Source organism: Streptomyces sp. NPDC005963 (assembly GCF_040638655.1).
Lineage (GTDB): Bacteria > Actinomycetota > Actinomycetes > Streptomycetales > Streptomycetaceae > Streptomyces.
Window position 1 is genome coordinate 412,361 of record NZ_JBEXVD010000001.1, and the last position, 18,317, is coordinate 430,677.

Sequence of the window (18,317 nt, forward strand, 5' to 3'; positions counted from 1 at the left end):
TGCGGTGTTCACGCCGGCGGGACCCTTGAGCCGTAGCCCCCCGCGCATCAGTACGCTCCCTGCCCGTAGAGCACCGCACGCAGCGTCTTCCACAAGATCACCGTGTCCAGGGCGAGCGACCAGTCCTCCACATACCGAAGGTCCAGGCGGACCGCTTCCTCCCACGGCAGGTCGCTGCGACCGCTTATCTGCCACAGGCCGGTGAGTCCGGGCTTGACCAACAGCCGCCGCCGGATGTCCGGGCCGTACGCAGCGGACTCCTCCGGTAGCGGAGGCCGCGGACCGACGAGCGACATCGATCCGGTGAGTACGTTGAAGAGTTGCGGAAGTTCGTCGAGTGAGTAGCGGCGCAACACCGTTCCCACTCGCGTCACCCGCGGATCCCTGCGGAGCTTGAACAGCAGGCCGGCGCCTTCGTTGCGGTCGGCCAGTGCGGCACGTGCCCGGTCGGCTCCGGCGACCATGGTGCGGAACTTGAGAATGGTGAACTCGCGGCCGTCCTTGCCGACCCTGCGCTGGCGGTAGAACGCCCCGCCCCTGCTGTCCATCAGCACCAGCAGTCCCACCAGCGCCATCAGCGGTGCGAACACCATCAGCAGGATCGCCGCGCCCATCCGGTCGACGACCGCTTTGACCACCCTGCGGCCCCCGGTGAAGGTCGGCATGCTGACCCTCAGCAGTGGTATTCCGAGCACCGCATCGACGTGTAACCGCGGGCCGGCCACCTCCATCAGCACGGGAGCGACGACCATCTCGGCGTCGCTGCCTTCGAGGTTCCAGGCCAGCCGCTGTAATCGGTCAGGTGACCAATGCGGGTCCGGTGTGACCGCGACGACGCGGTAGCCGTTGCGACGGACGTGATTGGCGACGTCCGCCAGTCGGCCGACCACCGGCACCCCGTCCAACTGGTCACCGTCGAGTCCGCGACCGTCCGTCGTGCACACCGCGTCCACCCGCCAGCCGAGGTGCGGGGACTTACGGGCCCGGGTGATCAGATCGCGTACGGTGGCCGGGCTCCCGGCAGCGAGCACCGGTCGCAGACACCGACCTTCTTTCCGCTGTTTGTGTAAGCGGAGACGCAACAGATATCGCGCGGTCATGGTGACGAGTGCGATCGCAGGGATCGCAACGAATATCCAGAGCTTGATGTTGCGCGAGGTGAGGGCGATCCCACCGAGCGCCAGTACGACGGCCGCCGTGAAAAGTGAACGTCCCAGCCGGCGGAACTCCTCGGCACCCTGGCCGAGCACGGCCGGCGCCCACGACCGGCTCGAAGCAAGCGCTCCCAGCACCAGCAGTTCGGTGCCGAATGCGAGTATTCCCCACTTCTCGTGCCAGTTGGCGGCGTCTCGGGCTCCGAAGAAGTTGCCGATCGCCGCCACCACTAAAGCGGTGGCCACGGTATCGCTGGTTATCACGGTACGGCGGTACCGCTCCTCCCAGTCGATCGCGGGTTGGCCCATTGCCCCGTTCGTCGGACGCCCGCGCGCCGACGAATACGGTTTGACTAACTCCCCCTGCTCCACAAAACCCCCCAGGTCACCAGCAGTTCGACGTACTCGCCTCACACTGTTCCTGTCTCGGGAGCTCCCGTCTCCCGAGCCGCGCTGTTCCTCCCCTCGGGAGGCCCCCGCCCCCCCGTGCACGACATCCCACCCATGGAAGTGCTACTCGAACAACCCACCCTGGCGGCAGCGGACTCGCATGTCCTGCCAGGCTCTTGTGGTGCACGGAAACCCGTCAAAACCTCGGGTGCTCCCCCGCACCGAAGGCCCCTGTCGGGCTCTTTGAACTGATCATCCCCAAGGTCTGGGGCCGGGTACTGCTGCCTGTTTGTAGCGCCGGATCTGTAGATCATTGACGTTCGCCTCGGGCCCGAACGGCTGAAGCACGGTCAATCTAGACCATCGGGGCCAGCATGAGGAGGGGATGTGTGTAATTTGTGCTTAGCCTTGAGATTGGGTCCGCTGAGCGGTGATCACCAAGGGGTGTCATGGCGGCGAAGACATGCGGTGTGACCTGTGGTGTTGGGAGTTATCCGGACTTCGGACACTGGGGACCCGAGGCGTCCGCCACCGCCAACGGGCCCGCCCGTGCCCTGCTCCGTCAGGTGGAGTCACTCATGGGCGCGGATCTTGATCCGACGCGCCGGCGGAGCACCGGCTCCCCCATGGTCGCGGCGGCGGAAGAGCGGTTTTCACCGTTGCCACTGAACACCACGGTGGCGTACGTGACTTCAGGTGCCACTGCAACCTCTGATGGTTGTGCGTCCGTCCAGTTGTGATGACCCCGATGACGCAACCCTGGCTGAGAATGTACGTCGTGTGAGCGCGGCCCGTTCCGCTGGGTCGAAGCGACGCCCCCACCTGACTCCATCTGACTCCGCCGACTGTCGACACACTCTTTCGGCCACGCACTGACCGGCGTCCAGCGGCCTTGGCCAGAAGACGGATGAGAGGACCGGCGCGCGGGTGGGGGGTGGAGAAACGGCAATAAATTGCAGACCCGAGCAAGCTGCCGGGGCCTGTCCGACCCACCCCCCATGGCCGCGAGTCCCTCACGATCTCCGTCCGGCCCATCGCCCGTGGGATCCTATCCCGGGGCACTGACATGGATGCTGACACTCGGGTTCCAGCACTGGTGTCAAACACTCGGGGGCCCTGGCGCGCATGGCTCGGCCATTGAGCTCATGCCCCCTTGGGCCGTCTCCGTGTGATGGTGCTCGGCTGCCGGAATCCGCCGTCACGGCTCCTGCCGGGGGCCACCCCGTCTCAGCCGAACGAATTCCGGAACGTCTCCTCGAATGCGGCCTGCACAACGGCCTCGACGGATTCCCAGCTCAGGTTGTGCTCCTCCGCCTGGCTCTCCAACTCTTCCTTCACTTCGTCCCAATGCCACTCGTACCAAAAGCCGACATCGTTGGCGACTGACTCCCAACCTCCGGATTCCCGGTACGCAAAGTCGCCACCCCGCCCCTCCGCCTCCTCGCGTGCCACGCCGATGAGTTCGGCTATGGCCGCCGACTCGGCGCTCGGTTCGCTCTTCGGGTGTTCTTCCATGACTCCACTCTGATTTCTTCAGATCGAATTTTCTCTGCGCAGGCCACGGCCCGCACTCTCTGTTGGGACGTGAGCCAGCGCATCACCGACACCGGGGTGGCATTGAAACGACGGAGAAGCGTGCCCGACAGTACGGCGGTGCCATCGCCTCGGTCCCTGCCCCGCAGATCGTCCGGCCATCCGCCTTTCACGGCTGGCCATCACCCTCAACCACTGGACCGTTCAGTCCCGCCCGTCAGCGGAACGCGTACGTCCCGCAGGGGTTCCCTACCGAGCACCTCGACGTACATGATCCGTCCGTTCACAACGTCCAGGACGAGCATTCCCTCAGCGGGCGACAGGGGTACGCACCGATGCCCCGGGCCGAACGGCTGCCCACTCGGGTGTGGTTCCGTTGTGAAACTCTGACAGCACTCGTCACCACAGTCACACGGAGCGACCCATCGGAGATCCCGAGCAGCGATCGCCAGTTCGTGCTCGCCGTCTTCCGCCAGAAGAGTCACCAACTCGTTGACGAGCTCAGGAAACCGTTCGCGAACGAGGGGGCGCTGGGGGCTCATGAGGCACGACGATACCCAACTCCTCCTCCCACCCGCACAGCTCGGGATCCCGTGAACAATAGGAAGTCAGGAACTCGTCCCGCTGCTGGAAGACCTCCCGTCGATCCGCCCCCGCCGGGCCCGGAGTCGCAGTTGCCCGGCCGGACGACCCTGACATCGAACTGGCGTCTCCTCCCGGCGCCAAGCCCATGGAGGTCACCGTCGCCACTCGTCCGAGCCCCGGCAGTACGACCGCGTTCCCAGTCGTGAGCCGTGTCATGCGCTGCGCTGGTGGTTTGCCTCCGATGGTGTGCACTCGGCGGATTTCGTGGCCCGGAGCCGGGGGCCGCCCGGATAGTGGGGCGCCAGCGGGGTCTGTCCCCGACAGCCTCCCCAGACCTGCCCACACACCCGCCAGTCTCCGTACGCCCGACAACCCCCACACCCACCGGTCTCCGTACACCAGGAAAGCAGAGGTATCCCCCATGCCCACCAACGAGGCCACCGCCCGCGCGCAGCTCGTGTTCTCCCTCTTCGACGCCGACGGCAACGGCTTCCTCGAACCGGCCGACTTCGAACTGATGGCACGCCGGACGGTCGCGGCCCTGCCATCCGCCGACGAGGAGGCCGGTCAGGCGCTCCTCTCCGCCTTCCGACGGTACGGCGACACGCTGGTGTCGGAGCTGGACGTCGACGGTGACGGGCGGATCAGCCCGGAGGAGTTCACCGCCGTCGTGCTCGATCCGCAGCGGTTCGACGCAGTCGTCGACGAGTTCGCCGAGGCGCTGTCCACAACGGGCGATCCGGACGGCGACGGGTTCGTCACCCGGCCGGACTTCTTCGCTCTGATGACCGCCATCGGGTTCGCACAGCCGAACATCGGCGATTTGTTCGATGTCTTCGGCCCGGTGGAGGGCGACCGCATCCCGGTCGCCGTCTGGGCGGAGGGCATCCGGGACTACTACCGTCCTGACAGGGCCGGCATCGCGGGCGACCGTCTCGTCCCGAGCGCGACTTCCTGACGGAACCGCCCCATCGAGCCGCACGGTACCGGTCACATACCGGCCGGGGATGGGTTCTTCGACCTGTCGACGGCTCTGTTGGCACCCGTGGCGGATTCATGGCTGTTGGCAGCCGTGGCGGAGCCGTTCGAGCAGACGGTTCAAGCAGTGCCCTACGGAGAGCGTTGTGATCGCCGCGTCACAACCGTCGAAGGCTACGGCCCGTCGGCGCCGACAACACACCCGGCGTCGACGGCCGTACCAACGACACCAACGACACCAACGAGTACGTCGACTGATCGCCGTGGCGGACGTCCTCCGCACCCAGCCTGCCAGTACGACGCCGTTCGCACCAGGGCGCACCCTGTGCGCGATCAGACGCGTGTGCCCCCGCGACTGTGCGCGCGTTCCGTTGGGTAGGGCCAGGGACGACCGACACGCCTAGCAGGAGGTGCTTCGTGCCGCTCCGTGTCATGTTGACGGCTGCCGAAACGATCCATCTGCAACCGTATAGCGCTGGAGAAATTGACCCCTACGGTGTTCGGCTCGAATCGCTGTACTCGGCCATCAGCCATGGCACCGAGTTAATGGCCTACAGCGGACAGGCACCGAAATTCTCCTACACCTGGGATACGGACTTACGACAACTCGTTCCGCGTTCACCGGCAAAGAGCCCGTACCCCATGGCCCTCGGATACGAAAACGTGGCGAAAGTCGTCCAGGTGGGAACGGAAGCCAGTGGTTTTGACCTGGGCTCACGGTATTGGTTGGACGCTCCCCATCAGACCACCCATTTGCTGGACACCCGGACCATGCCGCCGCACTTCCGCATACCGGATGCGGTCAGTCCGCGGGTCTTCAGCGTCTTCGCGCTCACCCGGGTGGCGCTCGGGGCGGTGCACGACGCCAACCCCCTGATCGGTGACATCGCACTCGTCACCGGGATGGGCGTGGTTGGACTCCTCACCGTGCAGCTGCTCAAGTTGGCGGGCGTGCGCCGGGTGATCGCGGTCGACCCGGACCCCTCCCGAATGGAACTCGCCGTCCGCTTCGGTGCCGAACCGGTCCGCGGGGCGCAAGAAGAAGTGGCCCATGCGGTGAAGCTCCTGGCCACCGAGATCGACTTCGCCATCGAGGCGTCCGGTCGCTACGAAGCCCTCGACGTGGCGGTCCGCTCCGTCAGGCCGGGTGGGCGGGTGGTCATCGTGTCGTCCTACGGCAACCAGGACGCCGGCCTGTTCCTCGGTCACGAGTTCCACCGCAACCGCGTCACGCTGCTCTCCTCCATGACGGTGAACGGCTGCGCCCACCGTGCGGCACCGCTGTGGGATCTCCACCGGTTGAACGCCGAATCGGCGCATCTGCTGTCCACGGGAGCACTCGACGTCGAGAGTCTCATCTCGGACGTCATGCCCTTCTCCTCGGCCCAGGCGGCGTACCGTCGCCTGACCGGTGACAGACCTCCGCTCAAAATCCTGCTCAACTACGCCGATGTCGACGGCGGGCGTTCGTTGTGAACGAGCGGGAAGCGCTGGAGCTCGCGCTGAGCAGCCCTAACCAGTCCGGAAAATCGGAGCTCGTCACCCGGTACGAGTCCGAGCTCGCGGCACACTTCGGAACCGCTCACGCGGTCGCGGTGAACTCGGGCAGCGCCGCGATCGAGGCGACCCTCGTCGCCCTCGGCGCTCGGCCCGGCAAACGTGTGCTCGTGTCGGCAGCGGCCCCACTGCCCACGCTGATGCCCATCCTGGCAACCGGCGCGGCGCCGAAGTTCGTCGACTGTCTGCCGCGCAGCCCGGCAATGGATCCCGACCAGGTCGTGCGCGCCGTGGACGACAGCGTGGTCGCCGCCGTGGAGGTGCCGCTGTGGGGGTACCCCTTCCCCCACACCGCGATGGAGCGTGCTGTGGCGGAGGTGAAGATCCCCCTGGTCGAGGACGCCTCCCACGCCCATGGCGCGCTGACGGCCGACGGGCGGCAGGTGGGCACCCACGGAACCGCCGGGTGCTTCTCCACCCACCATATGAAGATGCTCAGTACCGGTGAGGGCGGCTTCGTCCTCACGAACTCCGGTGACCTGGCCCGTTCCGTCCGAAGCTACTGTCGGCTCGGCGATCTGGACGGCAGCCACGACGGCCGCAACTACAAGCCGTCGGCGTTCACCGCGGCCATCGGACTTGCCAGGCTCGGCCAACTCGCACAGAAGGTCTCCGCCCGCCGCCAGATCGCGGTCGACACGATGGCTCTGTTGGCGGGACTGCCCGTGCGGGAGCTCGACGTGCACGGCACACCGAACGGCTACAACCTCGTCCTCTCACTGCCGGACGGGACCGAGTGGCGCTCGTTCCACCTGGCATTGAGGGCCGAGGGAATCGGCACCGACCCCATCACCTACCGCTACTCCGTCGGCCATGCGAAACCGCGCACCGAGCGGTGGGCGGTGGACTGTCCGAATGCAGAGGGGCTGGTCTGGCAACTCGTGCAGCTGCCCACTGCACGCACCACTCCGGAGGCGACGGCGGACGCGGTACTGCGAGCGTGGGAGCGGTGGGCTTGAGGGCATCCCTGGACTTCGACGGCGTCCTCACCCACCACGGCGAACTCGATCTGCGGGGGATTAATCCGCACGTCTTCTTCAGATCGCCGAGATCCGTGGCCGCCGCCGGGCCGAGACCCGGCGTACGGCAATTGGCCGCCCTCCTGGACTGTTTCGCCGAAGTCGTGATCCTCACGGCTCGACCCATCGACCATCATCCCGCGATCAAACAGTGGCTGTCGGAGTACGTGCCGGAGTTGGAGGAATGCGTCGTCTTCAGTTCCGGCGGCCGGAGCAAAGCCGTTGTCGCCGAGGAATTGGCGATCTCCCTCCACATCGATGACGATCCCATGGCCGCGTCCGACAGCGCGCCCGACGACCCTCGGATCGTGCTGTGGCGCCGCGAAGATCCCGCCCGCATCATGGCCGAAGTCGTAGACCGGCTCAACAGATTGATGGAGAACGGGACGGCGACGAAGGTCGTGGATGCGGCCCGGATCCGCGCGGTAGGGGTGTCGAGTGCAACGCCCGTCTTCCACGTCCTGCGCCGATCCCGGCAGAACCTCAAGATACGTCTGTTCGACAGCACCGGGCGCGCCGCGCTGGTTGCGAGGTTCCACCGTGAAGCACCCCATGGGGACGGGGGCGTACACGTACCGGACATCGTGTCGAGCACGCCGCTGACGATGACGACCCCGTGGATCGACGGCGACATGGTGCGGGACGTCGACGCGGCGGAGAGGAAGTCGATCATCCCCCGAGCAGCCGGGTTCCTTGCCGCGTTGCACGCGCTGGGCCCATCGGACTCCGGCTCATCGCGCCTGATCAGTTGTGCCATGGACGCGTACAACCTCTGCCGGACACCCGATGGGATGCTCCATCTGATCGATGTCGGGGACTGCACGATCGGTACGCGGTGGCTGGATGTCATGTGGACCGAGCAACTGCTCTGTGTCTCCGATGACGAGAGGGAGCATCTCGTGAACTGCTACATCAACGCATCGGGCCACCGGCCCACCGCCACGGAGGCGCAGGACGCCGCCGCCGAGTACTACGGCTATCTCCACAGCATCCTGATGCACTCGAAGCGGCTGCACACCGGTTCCACGAGCGCATGGCGACGGTGCGACGAAATCGCCCGCCGCAGACGGACGCCGGTGACGGCCAGTGCCCTGTTCTCCCGGGCCCAGGGGCTGCTCCCATGAAATTCCTCCACTACACCTCGGCTCCGTGGCCCGATCTCACCGAGCCGTTCGGCACCTTCCCCCATCCGAACCGGGCGTGCGATCCCGACCGCGCCGGTGAGGTCCTGCGGGACACCCTGGCGCACATGGTGGCCGCGGAGGACGTGGGGTTCGACTGGCTGGGCATGGGCGAGGAACACATGAACGCCTACGGCATGGTGCCGAATCCCACCCAACTCCTCGCCGTCGTCGCGGCCAGGACCCGTCGGGCGAGCATCGCGGTGTTGGGAAATCCGCTGCCCCTGCTGAATCCGGTCAGGGTGGCGGAGGAGTACGCGATGATCGACGTGCTCTCCGACGGGCGGCTCGTCGCGGGCTTCCCGAGGGGAGTGCCGCAGAACTACTCCGCCTACGGGATCAGTACCGACGACTCCCGCGACGTCCTGTGCGAAGCGATCGATTTGGTGCTCGCCGCCTGGGAACGCCCCGAGCCGTTCGCCTGGCAGGGCAAGCACTTCTCCTTCCCGGCGGTGTCCATCTGGCCACGCCCGGTGCAACGGCGTCCCGAGATTGTGATGTCCTCCAAATCGGCGGAGGGCGTGCGGATGGCCGCGAAGCGCCGCGCGGTCATGGCGGAGATCTTCGTGCGCGACGGGGCCGTGTTGGAACACTTCGAGACCAGCCGCACGATCTACCTGAGACAGGCGGCAGAGGACGGTTGGTCACCGGGCCTCGACCGTTTCGCCATCAACGTCCCGTGCGTCATCGCAAGCTCGGACGCCGCGGCCCGACGTCTGGCGGCCGGGGCTCTGCACTACCAACACACCTGTTTGACCGGGTCGTTCGAGGTCCAGAAACAGGCGCTCGCGAACCAGTACTACCAGGAGTCGGCGCATCTGCTGGGCCGTCGCTTCGACTCGGTGGCCGATCGCATCGCCTACGGCGGCCTGATCTGCGGGTCCCCGGGTACGGCGGTGGATCAGATACGGACTCTGCTGCGTCGCCACCCGGTCGGCGTACTGGGGCTACAGACGCACTTCGGCAACCTCACCCCGGATCACGTCCATGACAGCCTGGTCCTGTTCGGCGCCCGGGTGCGCGACGACGTCCTCACCTGGGACGCGGAAAGGACACGGCAACCGCATGAATGACCTCCCAGCGGACGGCGTGCTGCGTCATGTGCTGGACGCGGTCTGGACGTCGTTCGCCGCCGGAAACCACGGGATCGGCGCGGCCGTCGTGGATGCGGACGTGGCCCTGGTCGGTTCCGGTCACAACCAGATCTTCGACACCAGGGGTGACAGCCCGGCACTGAGCGGGTCACCGCTCGCCCATGCCGAGATCAACGCCCTCTACAGCTTGGGACGGGACCGCGCGCCGGGGTGCACGCTCGTCACCTCGCTGGCACCGTGTCCCTTGTGCGTGGGTGCCGCGGCAGTCTTCAGGATCTCCCGCATTCGCTACCTCGGCCACGATCCGTCCTGCGACGGCACCGAACCGGGCACCACCAGCGGGTCCTGGCGTCTGCCACACATCACCCAGGAAGCCGACACCAGTTGGTCCCTGTGGTGCGAGGTCCTGCCCATGGTGAGTTCCATTCAGCGCCATGGACGCGACAGCATCCTGCTGGGGTCGTACGAACGCTCGCGCCCGGACCTCCTGGCAGCCGTCCACAAGTTCGCCGAGGTGTGCCCCCTGGATGCGAAGGGGGTGCGGAACATTGCCTTCAGCGAAGCGCGTGCTGCCTTCTGGACCTTCTTCTCGGACACCTCACCCACCATCCCCCGGCTCTGACGTGCTCGTACACGATCGGCCGTCAGGGGTTTCGCTCGGTTCGGTAATCACGGCCGGGTGGTGGGGCGACGCTCGACCGGTGGCAGCAACAGGACCTCAAGGGCGGCGGCACAGGCCCGGGCCTGATCGACGAACCAGGGCAGACGGTCGTCCGTCAGCACGGTCGGGGTCGCGCGCAGGGCGAGCGCGAAGCGGGCGCGTTCGGTGTGGTCGAAGACGGGGACGGCCACCGTGCGCACACCGTGCGCCGACTCACCGTCATTGACGGCGTACCCCCGCTCGCGCACTCGTACGAGTTCGGTCCGCAGGGCCTGTGGATCGACGATGGTGCGATCCGTGAAGGCGGCCAGGCCGGGCAGCGCGTCCACCGGATCCTGGTCGTCGCCGGGCCAGGCGAGCAGAACCTTGCCGAGCGCGGTGGAGTGCAGCGGTCGGCGCAGTCCGATACCGGTGTTGTGACGTACTGAACCGCCGACGAGGATCAGCGCGTGAACGCCGTCACGCAGGGCGAGGTCGGCGGTGGCGCCGGTGCGTGCCCCGAGGTCGGCGAGTTCCGGGACGGTGAGGTGCAGTCCGCGTTGGTGGTAGGAGAGTTGGCCGAGTTCGGTGATGGCGGGGCCCAGTCGGTAGCGGGCGGTGTGTGTGTCCTGTTCGAGGAATCCTGCCGCGACGAGGGTCCGGGCCAGCCGGTGGGCCGTCGACACCGACAGGGAGGTGCGGCGCGCGATGTCCGAGGCACTCAGCGGGGTGCCGTTGTCTCGGAAACAGTGCAGAACGCCGAGAGCCCGGCTCACGGCCTGTGAACCGGTGGGGACGACCGGGGCCGTTGGCCCCGGCGGTCGGGGCTCGGATACGGGGTCCGCCGGTGCTTCGGCCGGTGCTTCGGTGGGCTTTAACCGCCCGGCGGATCGCGGGGCAGTCAGGTCATCATCGATTGGGCTTCCCATGATGTGGCAGCTTTCCCTGACTCCCGGTCCGGGTCAACTCACCCTGTTCTCAGGTGTCATAGCGTGGGAGGGCCCGCACCACTCTTGTGCAATGCGTTGGTGAGACCGAGGTATCCCACATTGTGGGAAGCAACTTGTCCCTGAGGCAAAGGGCGTGGCAGAGTCGGCGCACCGACCCCGTCGACCGTCGAGAGGAGCGCTGCCGTGACCGTCCGCCGGACCTTCACCGCCCTGGCGCCCTCGGTGACGCCTGCCCTCAGCAGCCGTCGCCACATCGATCTGGTCCGGGTCGCCAGCTCCGGCTGTCGCTGACCCCTGGAGCCCGGCCGCGCGCCACATCGCCCCACCGCACCATGTGAATCCTCCGCCGCATAGGCGTACGTCGGGCCGGGTCGCATCCCACTGACAGGTGCCGGCTCAACCAGCCACACCCGTACGCCCCTGGCATCCCCCGGCCACCGTCCCCTGGCCACCTGCACTCACTCTCCGCACGCACGGCGTCGCCGTGCGCATGCGTCGGTCTGTCGGTCCATGACGCGACCGCCACCACACCTACGGCCGAGAAGGGCCCATGACGCTTTCCACACCACCCGCAACCCTGTGGTTCACCCGCTGCCCCGTGCCCACCGCAACCGGAATCGCCGCCGACCTCGGCTGGTTGGACGACGAGTTCACGACCGACGGCATCTCCGTCCGTTCCCTCCAGGAAGCGCCCGCCGCCACCGCCCGGGACCACCACTACACCCATGCGCTGGACGGGCTCTTCCGCGAAGGCGGCAACGTGCCCGCCCTGTGGGCGCGTTCGCGCGGCGAACCCACCCGGCTCATCGGTCTCACCTGGATCGAGGAACGCCAAGTCGTCCTCGTCGCCGCCGACTCCCCCATCCAGGAGGCCGCCGAACTGCGGGGCCAACGGCTCGCCATCCCACGGCATCCGCTGCCGATCGACTTCTGGCGGGCGATGGCGCTCCGCGGCTTCGACGGTGCGCTGTCCACCGCCGGCCTCACCCTCGCGGACACCATCCCCGTCGACGTACCCGCCGAGGCGCACGCCGACCAGTGGTCCGCCGAACTCGCGGCCCTGCGCGCCGGAACCGTCGACGCCGTGTACGCGAAGGGGGCCACGGCCGTCGAGGCAGCGGCCCGGTACGGCGCGCGGATCGCCGTCGAACTCGATGACCACCCCGACCACCGCACCCGGATCAACAACGGCACCCCCCGCCCCATCACCGTCCGCGAGAGCCTGTTGGAAGAGCGGCCCGACCTGGTCTCACGCTTCCTCACCGTCCTCGTCCGGGCCGCCGACTGGGCCGCAGAGCACACCGACGAACTCGCCCACGTACTGAGCCGGGAGACCGGAGCGAACGCCGCGAGCGTCGCCGGCGCCTACCGCGCCCACACCCATCGCGATCTGCGCATCGACCTATCCGACGAGCGCCTCGACCTGCTCGCCCGCCAGGAGAGCGCCCTACGCGGCCACGGCTTCCTGGCCGCCCCCGTCGACGTACGGGACTGGACCGCCCACGAACCCCTCCGTCGGGCAGTCGCCCACAGCAACCGACCTTCCACCACAGAGGACCACCAGTGAACTCCCTGAACCGCCGGGCCAAGCGCACCGCCACCGCCTTCGCCGTGACCGCCGTCCTCCTCCCACTCGCCGCCTGCGGTACCGCCGAAGGGAACACGACGGGCGACAAGAAGACCGTCGTCATCCGCATCCCCGACCCGAAGAACTCGGGCGTCCTCGCGCTCGGCAAGAAGGACGGCAGCCTCGACAAGGCGCTCGCCCGGGTCGGGGCACGGGTCGAATGGACGGGCAGCAGCGGGCCGTTCGCCCCCGCCGCCCAAGCCCTCAACGCCGGACAACTCGACATCGCCACCGGATCCATCACCTCTGGAGTGACCGCCCTCACCCAGAAGCCCGGGTTCAAGCTGTTCAGCGCCATCACCCCGGACGGCGCGGGCGAGGGCATCCTCGTCCGCAAGGACTCCGGGATCAACACGGTCAAGGACCTCGCCGGGCGCAAGGTCGCCGTGAACCAGGGGGGCACCGGCGAGTACCTCCTCCTCAAGGCTCTCGCCCGACACGGCGTCCCCGCCGGCGACGTCGAACGCGTCTATCTCCGCCCCGACCAGACCGCATCCGTGTACAAGACGGGCCAGGTGGACGCCTGGGCGTCCTGGGCCGCCTACTCCGTCGCGGAACTCGGCAGCGGCGACTCCCGCTTCGTCGCCGACGGAGCCGCCGTCGGCTCGGACAACTACAGCTTCCACGCCGTGCGCACCGGTTTCGCCGAGCAGAACCCCAAGGTGGTCAAGGCCCTCTACGACTACCTCCGCACCGGCAGCAGGGCCCAGAAGGCCGACCCGGAGAAGTACGTCAACGTCTTCACCGATCGCGGACCGACCGCCGTCACCGGCGCGGCCAAGGAACTCCAGCTCCGCATCCTGCGCGAGGGCGGGACCGTCGAGCCGATCGGAGCGGACGACATCAAACGCTTCGAGTCCGTGGCCCGCTTCTACCTCGACCAGAAGGTGCTCAGGAAGCCGGTCGACATCAAGCCTCACATCCTGGACGTCGAGGCCCTGGGATGAGCTCCGCGACCCGGTCCGCCGAAGGGCTCGTCACCCCACGGCCCGACCTGCCCCGGGACCGGCCGAGGGCCGTCTCCCTCACCGTGCGCGCCCTCGGACCGCTGCTGCTGATCGGCGCCTGGTGGACCTCGTCCGGCACCGGACTGCTCACCCCCGACATCCTCGCCGGACCCCCCGACGTCGTGCGCGCGGTGGGCGAACTGTGGGGCAACGGTGAACTGCCGGACGCCCTCGCCGCTTCGCTGACCCGCTCGGGGACCGGACTGCTCCTGGGGCTGGTCGCAGGCGTCGTCCTCGGAGTCGTCACCGGTTTCAGCAGACCCGGCGATGAGCTCCTCGACTCCTCCCTCCAAGCGATGCGCACGATCCCCTTCCTCGCCCTGGTCCCCCTGTTCATGGTCTGGTTCGGGATCACCGAGACGGCGAAGATCCTGCTGATCGCCTTCGCGACGACGTTCCCCATGTACGTCAGCACCGCAGGCGGAGTGCGCGGCACCGACCGCAAACTCCTGGAGGCGATGCGCTCCTTCGGAATGGGCCGGCTCGCGCTCGTCCGCGAAGTCGTCCTGCCCGCCGCGCTGCCGTCATTGCTGTCGGGACTGCGGCTGTCCATGACCCTGAGCGTGATCGCACTGGTCGCAGCGGAGGAGATCAACGCCACCGCGGGCATCGGCTATCTCATGGCCCAGGCCCAGGCGTACGCCCGTACGGACGTCCTGGCGGTGTGCATCCTCGTGTACGCGCTGCTCGGGCTCACCGCCGACGGCACCGTCCGGCTGCTGGAGCGGTTGCTGATGCCCTGGCCCACCTTGGGAGCGGTCCGATGACCGACACCGCCCCTGCCGAGACCGCTGTCACCGCCGGCACCGCCGTCAGGGTCGATGGACTGCGGCGGGTGTTCGGCGAGCGGGCCGTCCTCGACGGACTCGATCTGACCATCGCCCGCGGTGAGTTCGTCGCCCTGCTCGGTGCCAGTGGCAGCGGCAAGACCACCCTGCTGCGCATCCTCGGCGCCCTCGACCGGTCCGACGGCGGCCGGGTCCTGGTGCCCGAGGCCCGCACCATCGTGTTCCAGGAACCCCGACTCGTCCCCTCCAAAAGGGTCCTCGCCAACACCGTCGTCGCCATGCCGCGCGGCGCCGCCACCCGGGAGACCGGGCTGCGGGCCCTCCGCGAAGTGGGCCTCGCCTCCCACGCCGATGCCTGGCCCGGCACCCTGTCCGGCGGTGAGGCCCAGCGCGTCGCCCTCGCCCGCGCCCTGGTGCGGCGCCCCGAACTCCTGCTCCTTGACGAGCCGTTCGCCGCGCTCGATGCCTTGACCCGGCTAAGGATGCAGGACCTCGTGGGACAGCTGTGCCGCCGCTACCGGCCCGCCGTACTGCTGGTCACCCATGACGTGGACGAGGCCGTCCGGCTCGCGGACCGGGTCGCCGTGCTGCGCGACGGACGTCTCGTCACCGACGAGACGGTCGGCATCGAGCATCCCCGCGATCCCGCACACCCTGCCTTCTCCGCACTGCGCCGACGGCTACTCGGCGACCTCGGTGTCCACCCGAACACCGCCCGGGAAGCCGACTCCTCACCCGATCACAACAGCGAGCTCGGTCAGGACCGCCCGTCCGATCACGAGCGCGCGTCCGACCCCCGTTCTGATTCCGACTCCGTTAGAGCCCCTGCACTCGAAGCCCCCGAACCGACCGGAGCGACCCTGCCATGACCGTGACCATCGGTGTCCACGCCAACAACCCCACCCTCACCTACCTCTCACGACTCGACCATGCACAACGGGCCCTCGCGCCCCTCGGTGAGACCGTCGCCTTCCACCACTACACCAACGGAGTCACCACCGGTGCCCTCCTGAGCGAGGGGACGTTCGACTTCGGCGGCACCGGCTCCACTCCGCCGATCAGCGCACAGGCCGACGGCCACGACATCGTGTACGCCGCAGTCTCCGCACCCCGCCCCGACCACGGCGCCCTTCTCGTCGCCGCGGACGGACCCGTCCATGACATCACCGGGCTGAAGGGTGGCACCGTCCACCTCGGCATCGGGTCCTGGCAGACCCATCTGCTCGCCAAAGCACTCGACTCCGCCGGACTCTCCTACGGTACGGACGTCACGCCAGCCGCTGCTGGACAGGACAGCGCACGGCTCCTCGCGGACGGCACGATCACCGGCTGGATCACCCAGGGCGCCGACCTCGCCGCCGCGGTGCGCAGTGGTTCCGCCCGAGTCCTCCTGCGCTCCGGCGATGTGATCGTCGACCGCTCCGTGTTCTTCACCCGTCGCGACTTCGCCGAAGGACGCCCCGAGATCGTCGCCGCCCTGGTCACGGCACTCCAGCAGGCCGACGACTGGGCCGCCGAGCACCCCCGGGAGGCCGCCCGGATCGCAGCCGACGACCTCGGTGGTTCCACCGACGACTGGGAGGCAGCGCTGGCGGCCCTGCCCTGGCGCATCGAGCCGGTCACCGGAACTTTCCTCGCGGAGCAGCAGGAGGCCGCCGACATCCTGCACCGCGCGGGATTCCTGTCCAGCGCGGTCACCACCACGCGCGCCGTCGCCCGTACGGAGGGTTGAGCGATGGCCTCCGAGTTCCTCTGGTACATCATCCCCCGGGAGGGGGCCTACCCCTGGGAACCCGAGGGACGCCGTCCCGTGGACCTGGGCTACCTCCAGCAGCTCGCGGGGACGGTGGAGCGCCTCGGCTACAGCGGTGCGCTGCTGGCCACCGACCTGTACGACGTCTGGCCGCTGGGGAGCGCGCTCGCCGCTTCGACCGGTCCGGGATTCAAGCCGCTGCTGGCCGTCCATCCCGGGCTGATCGCACCCACCCTGCTGGCGAAGATGGCGCTGACGTTCGACACGCTGTTCGGCGGTCGGCTGCGGTTCAACGTCGTCAACGGTTCCACCGCGTCCCTGCGGGAGTTCGGCCTTCACGTGGAGCACGACGAGCGGTATGCGCTCAGCGCCGAGTACTGGTCGATCGTGAAGCGGTTGACCTCGGGTGAGGTGTTCGACCACCACGGCCGCTTCTACGACTTGCGGAACGCGGGCGCATCGCTGCGCGAGCTCACGCCCGTCCAGGAACCGCACATCCCCCTGTGGTTCGGCGGCTCGTCCCCGGCGGGGATCGAGATGGCCGCCGAGCACGTGGACGTGTACCTCACCTGGGCCGAGCCGCCGCATCTGCTGAAGGAGAAGCTCGACCGGGTGCGCGAACGGGCCGCGGCACACGGGCGGACGCTGAGGATCGGACTGCGGGTCCATCTGATCGTCCGGGACACGGAGGACGCGGCCTGGGCCGCGGCCGACCGGCTGTTGGACGTCACCAGCGAAGCCACCTACGCCCGCCAACTGGGAGTGAAGGCGACCGAGGACGGCGTCGGCTGGCAGCGCCAGTTCCGGCACGGCGGCCGGGTTCCGGCGCACGCACGCGACCTGGAGGAGCACCCCAACATCTGGCCGGGGATGAGCCTCTTCCGGCCCGGCCCCGGTACGGCGGTCGTGGGCTCCACTGCGCAGGTGGTGGAACGGCTCGCGGAGTACCAGGCCCTCGGTGTCGACACCTTCATCCTGTCGGGCAACCCCCTGCTGGAGGAGGCGTACCGAGTGGCGGAAACAGTTCTTCCGGCATTGCGCGACCACGGCTGAGCCTGCCCGGACCGCGAGGATGCGGCTCGGGCGCCCGAGCAGTTCGACCGCTTCCTCTCGGTCAACGCAGACGCGATGATGACCGAATGCAGCGAATCTCGAAGTCGTGGCGCTGGCCCTTGGCGGGACTAATCCTCAGCAGCGCGGGTGCCCTGTTCGTGCCGATCGGAGACATGCTCTGGATCCATCTGTTTGTGACGCTGTTCGCGGTCGTGCTGCTCACACGACTCGCCCACCAGGAGGTGCCGTTCCCCCTGGCCTTGGCCCAGTTACGCCTCGGCGCCGACGATCCGGCCGTTCTGCGCGCACGTGTCATGTCGGCGGCGGTGTGTCTGCCACAGGGGCGGGCGGACCTCGCACTCTCCCGGGTCAAGTCCGTCCTGCCGGACCTGACCCGCGTACTGGGTCCGCTCCACCCTGACACCCTGTCCGCCCGTTTGTTGAGCCTGCAAGTGCAGGGCGAGACCGGCGGCCTGCCCGACCGCCTCACCTCGATACGGGAGCTGATCGCCGACATCACACCGGTCCTGTCCCCCGGCCACCCCGACGTCCTGGCCGCCCACTACTGCCTCGCCGAGTGGCTCAATCAGGACGGCCGCACCGACGAGGCCGAAGCGGCGTACGGGACTGTCGTCACGGCCGGCACCGAGCAACTGGGCCCCGATCATCTGGTCGTCCTCATCGCCCGCAGTTCCCTCACCATCCTGCACTACGACCGCACCGCACCCGACAACCATGCGGCCGTCGACGAGATGACCACCGTCGTCGCCGCCATGGAACGCACCCTGGGCGCGACCCATCCGACCGCGGCCTCCACCCGCCACCTCCTCACTCAATGGCAGAACACATAGGCGGGGACGGAAGCATAGGGTTGGGGAACGGCGATGAGTCGGCCCCTCCCTTCTCCCCAGGTGTGAATGGTCCCCGCCCGCTCAGCCGTACCGCCTGGGGTGTGGATCGAGTCGTGGGGACTATGCATCTCTGAGCACGTGCTCCCCGTGTCGCGGC

Annotated in this window: 17 protein-coding genes; 14 read left to right on the top strand and 3 right to left on the bottom strand. The window is 68.2% G+C overall.

Annotated elements, in window-relative coordinates; all coding sequences use genetic code 11:
- Window positions 1–47: 47 nt before the first annotated feature.
- Together ABZ348_RS01680 and ABZ348_RS01685 are read right to left on the bottom strand one after the other, a co-directional pair.
- A complete protein-coding gene (locus ABZ348_RS01680) occupies window positions 48–1,526 on the bottom strand; it encodes a sugar transferase (protein WP_358928209.1) in 1,479 nt (492 codons plus the stop codon).
- Window positions 1,527–2,771: 1,245 nt separating this feature from the next.
- Entirely contained in the window at window positions 2,772–3,059 is a 288-nt protein-coding gene (locus ABZ348_RS01685) for a hypothetical protein (RefSeq protein ID WP_358928211.1), read from the bottom strand.
- Window positions 3,060–4,083: 1,024 nt separating this feature from the next.
- Here ABZ348_RS01685 and ABZ348_RS01690 point away from each other — a divergent pair.
- The 6 genes from ABZ348_RS01690 to ABZ348_RS01715 all read left to right on the top strand — a co-directional run bounded on the left by ABZ348_RS01690 (window position 4,084) and on the right by ABZ348_RS01715 (window position 10,113).
- Window positions 4,084–4,620, top strand: coding sequence for an EF-hand domain-containing protein (locus tag ABZ348_RS01690; protein ID WP_358928213.1), 537 nt, complete (start codon window positions 4,084–4,086; stop codon window positions 4,618–4,620).
- Window positions 4,621–5,282: 662 nt separating this feature from the next.
- The gene (locus ABZ348_RS01695) at window positions 5,283–6,116 is read left to right on the top strand and encodes a zinc-binding alcohol dehydrogenase (RefSeq protein WP_358928215.1); all 834 of its coding nucleotides are present in this window, start codon (window positions 5,283–5,285) and stop codon (window positions 6,114–6,116) included.
- Entirely contained in the window at window positions 6,113–7,156 is a 1,044-nt protein-coding gene (locus tag ABZ348_RS01700) for a DegT/DnrJ/EryC1/StrS family aminotransferase (protein ID WP_358928217.1), read from the top strand. Before ABZ348_RS01695 ends, ABZ348_RS01700 begins: the two co-directional genes overlap by 4 nt.
- Window positions 7,153–8,340 (top strand): hypothetical protein, encoded by a 1,188-nt coding sequence (locus ABZ348_RS01705; RefSeq protein ID WP_358928219.1) that lies wholly within the window; start codon window positions 7,153–7,155, stop codon window positions 8,338–8,340. The genes ABZ348_RS01700 and ABZ348_RS01705 overlap by 4 nt, the downstream gene beginning before the upstream one ends.
- On the top strand, window positions 8,337–9,470 hold the full coding sequence (locus ABZ348_RS01710) for an LLM class flavin-dependent oxidoreductase (protein WP_358928221.1): 1,134 nt from the start codon (window positions 8,337–8,339) through the stop codon (window positions 9,468–9,470). The genes ABZ348_RS01705 and ABZ348_RS01710 overlap by 4 nt, the downstream gene beginning before the upstream one ends.
- Window positions 9,463–10,113 carry a nucleoside deaminase gene (locus ABZ348_RS01715; protein WP_358928223.1) on the top strand — a complete coding sequence of 217 codons (651 nt, stop codon included), beginning with the start codon at window positions 9,463–9,465 and terminating at the stop codon, window positions 10,111–10,113. Before ABZ348_RS01710 ends, ABZ348_RS01715 begins: the two co-directional genes overlap by 8 nt.
- A gap of 47 nt (window positions 10,114–10,160) precedes the next feature.
- Here the strand turns inward: ABZ348_RS01715 and ABZ348_RS01720 are convergent, their stop codons facing one another.
- A complete protein-coding gene (locus ABZ348_RS01720) occupies window positions 10,161–10,907 on the bottom strand; it encodes an IclR family transcriptional regulator (protein ID WP_358928225.1) in 747 nt (248 codons plus the stop codon).
- Window positions 10,908–11,264: 357 nt separating this feature from the next.
- Between ABZ348_RS01720 and ABZ348_RS01725 the strand changes: the two genes are divergently transcribed.
- From ABZ348_RS01725 to ABZ348_RS01760, 8 genes are all read left to right on the top strand, one after another.
- On the top strand, window positions 11,265–11,372 hold the full coding sequence (locus tag ABZ348_RS01725; protein ID WP_358928227.1) for a putative leader peptide: 108 nt from the start codon (window positions 11,265–11,267) through the stop codon (window positions 11,370–11,372).
- A gap of 259 nt (window positions 11,373–11,631) precedes the next feature.
- Window positions 11,632–12,648: an ABC transporter substrate-binding protein gene (locus ABZ348_RS01730; protein WP_358928229.1), complete on the top strand. Its 1,017-nt coding sequence runs from the start codon at window positions 11,632–11,634 to the stop codon at window positions 12,646–12,648.
- Window positions 12,649–12,653: 5 nt separating this feature from the next.
- Window positions 12,654–13,655, top strand: a complete 1,002-nt coding sequence (locus ABZ348_RS01735; RefSeq protein WP_358928787.1) for an NrtA/SsuA/CpmA family ABC transporter substrate-binding protein — start codon at window positions 12,654–12,656, stop codon at window positions 13,653–13,655.
- Entirely contained in the window at window positions 13,652–14,482 is an 831-nt protein-coding gene (locus ABZ348_RS01740; protein WP_358928231.1) for an ABC transporter permease, read from the top strand. The genes ABZ348_RS01735 and ABZ348_RS01740 overlap by 4 nt, the downstream gene beginning before the upstream one ends.
- Complete coding sequence (locus ABZ348_RS01745; RefSeq protein ID WP_358928233.1) at window positions 14,479–15,372, top strand: ABC transporter ATP-binding protein; 894 nt, start codon at window positions 14,479–14,481, stop codon at window positions 15,370–15,372. The genes ABZ348_RS01740 and ABZ348_RS01745 overlap by 4 nt, the downstream gene beginning before the upstream one ends.
- Window positions 15,369–16,235, top strand: a complete 867-nt coding sequence (locus tag ABZ348_RS01750) for an ABC transporter substrate-binding protein (protein ID WP_358928235.1) — start codon at window positions 15,369–15,371, stop codon at window positions 16,233–16,235. Before ABZ348_RS01745 ends, ABZ348_RS01750 begins: the two co-directional genes overlap by 4 nt.
- Before the next feature lie 3 nt (window positions 16,236–16,238).
- Entirely contained in the window at window positions 16,239–17,309 is a 1,071-nt protein-coding gene (locus tag ABZ348_RS01755) for an LLM class flavin-dependent oxidoreductase (protein WP_358928237.1), read from the top strand.
- A gap of 86 nt (window positions 17,310–17,395) precedes the next feature.
- Window positions 17,396–18,160, top strand: coding sequence for a tetratricopeptide repeat protein (locus tag ABZ348_RS01760; protein ID WP_358928239.1), 765 nt, complete (start codon window positions 17,396–17,398; stop codon window positions 18,158–18,160).
- Window positions 18,161–18,317 lie beyond the last annotated feature (157 nt).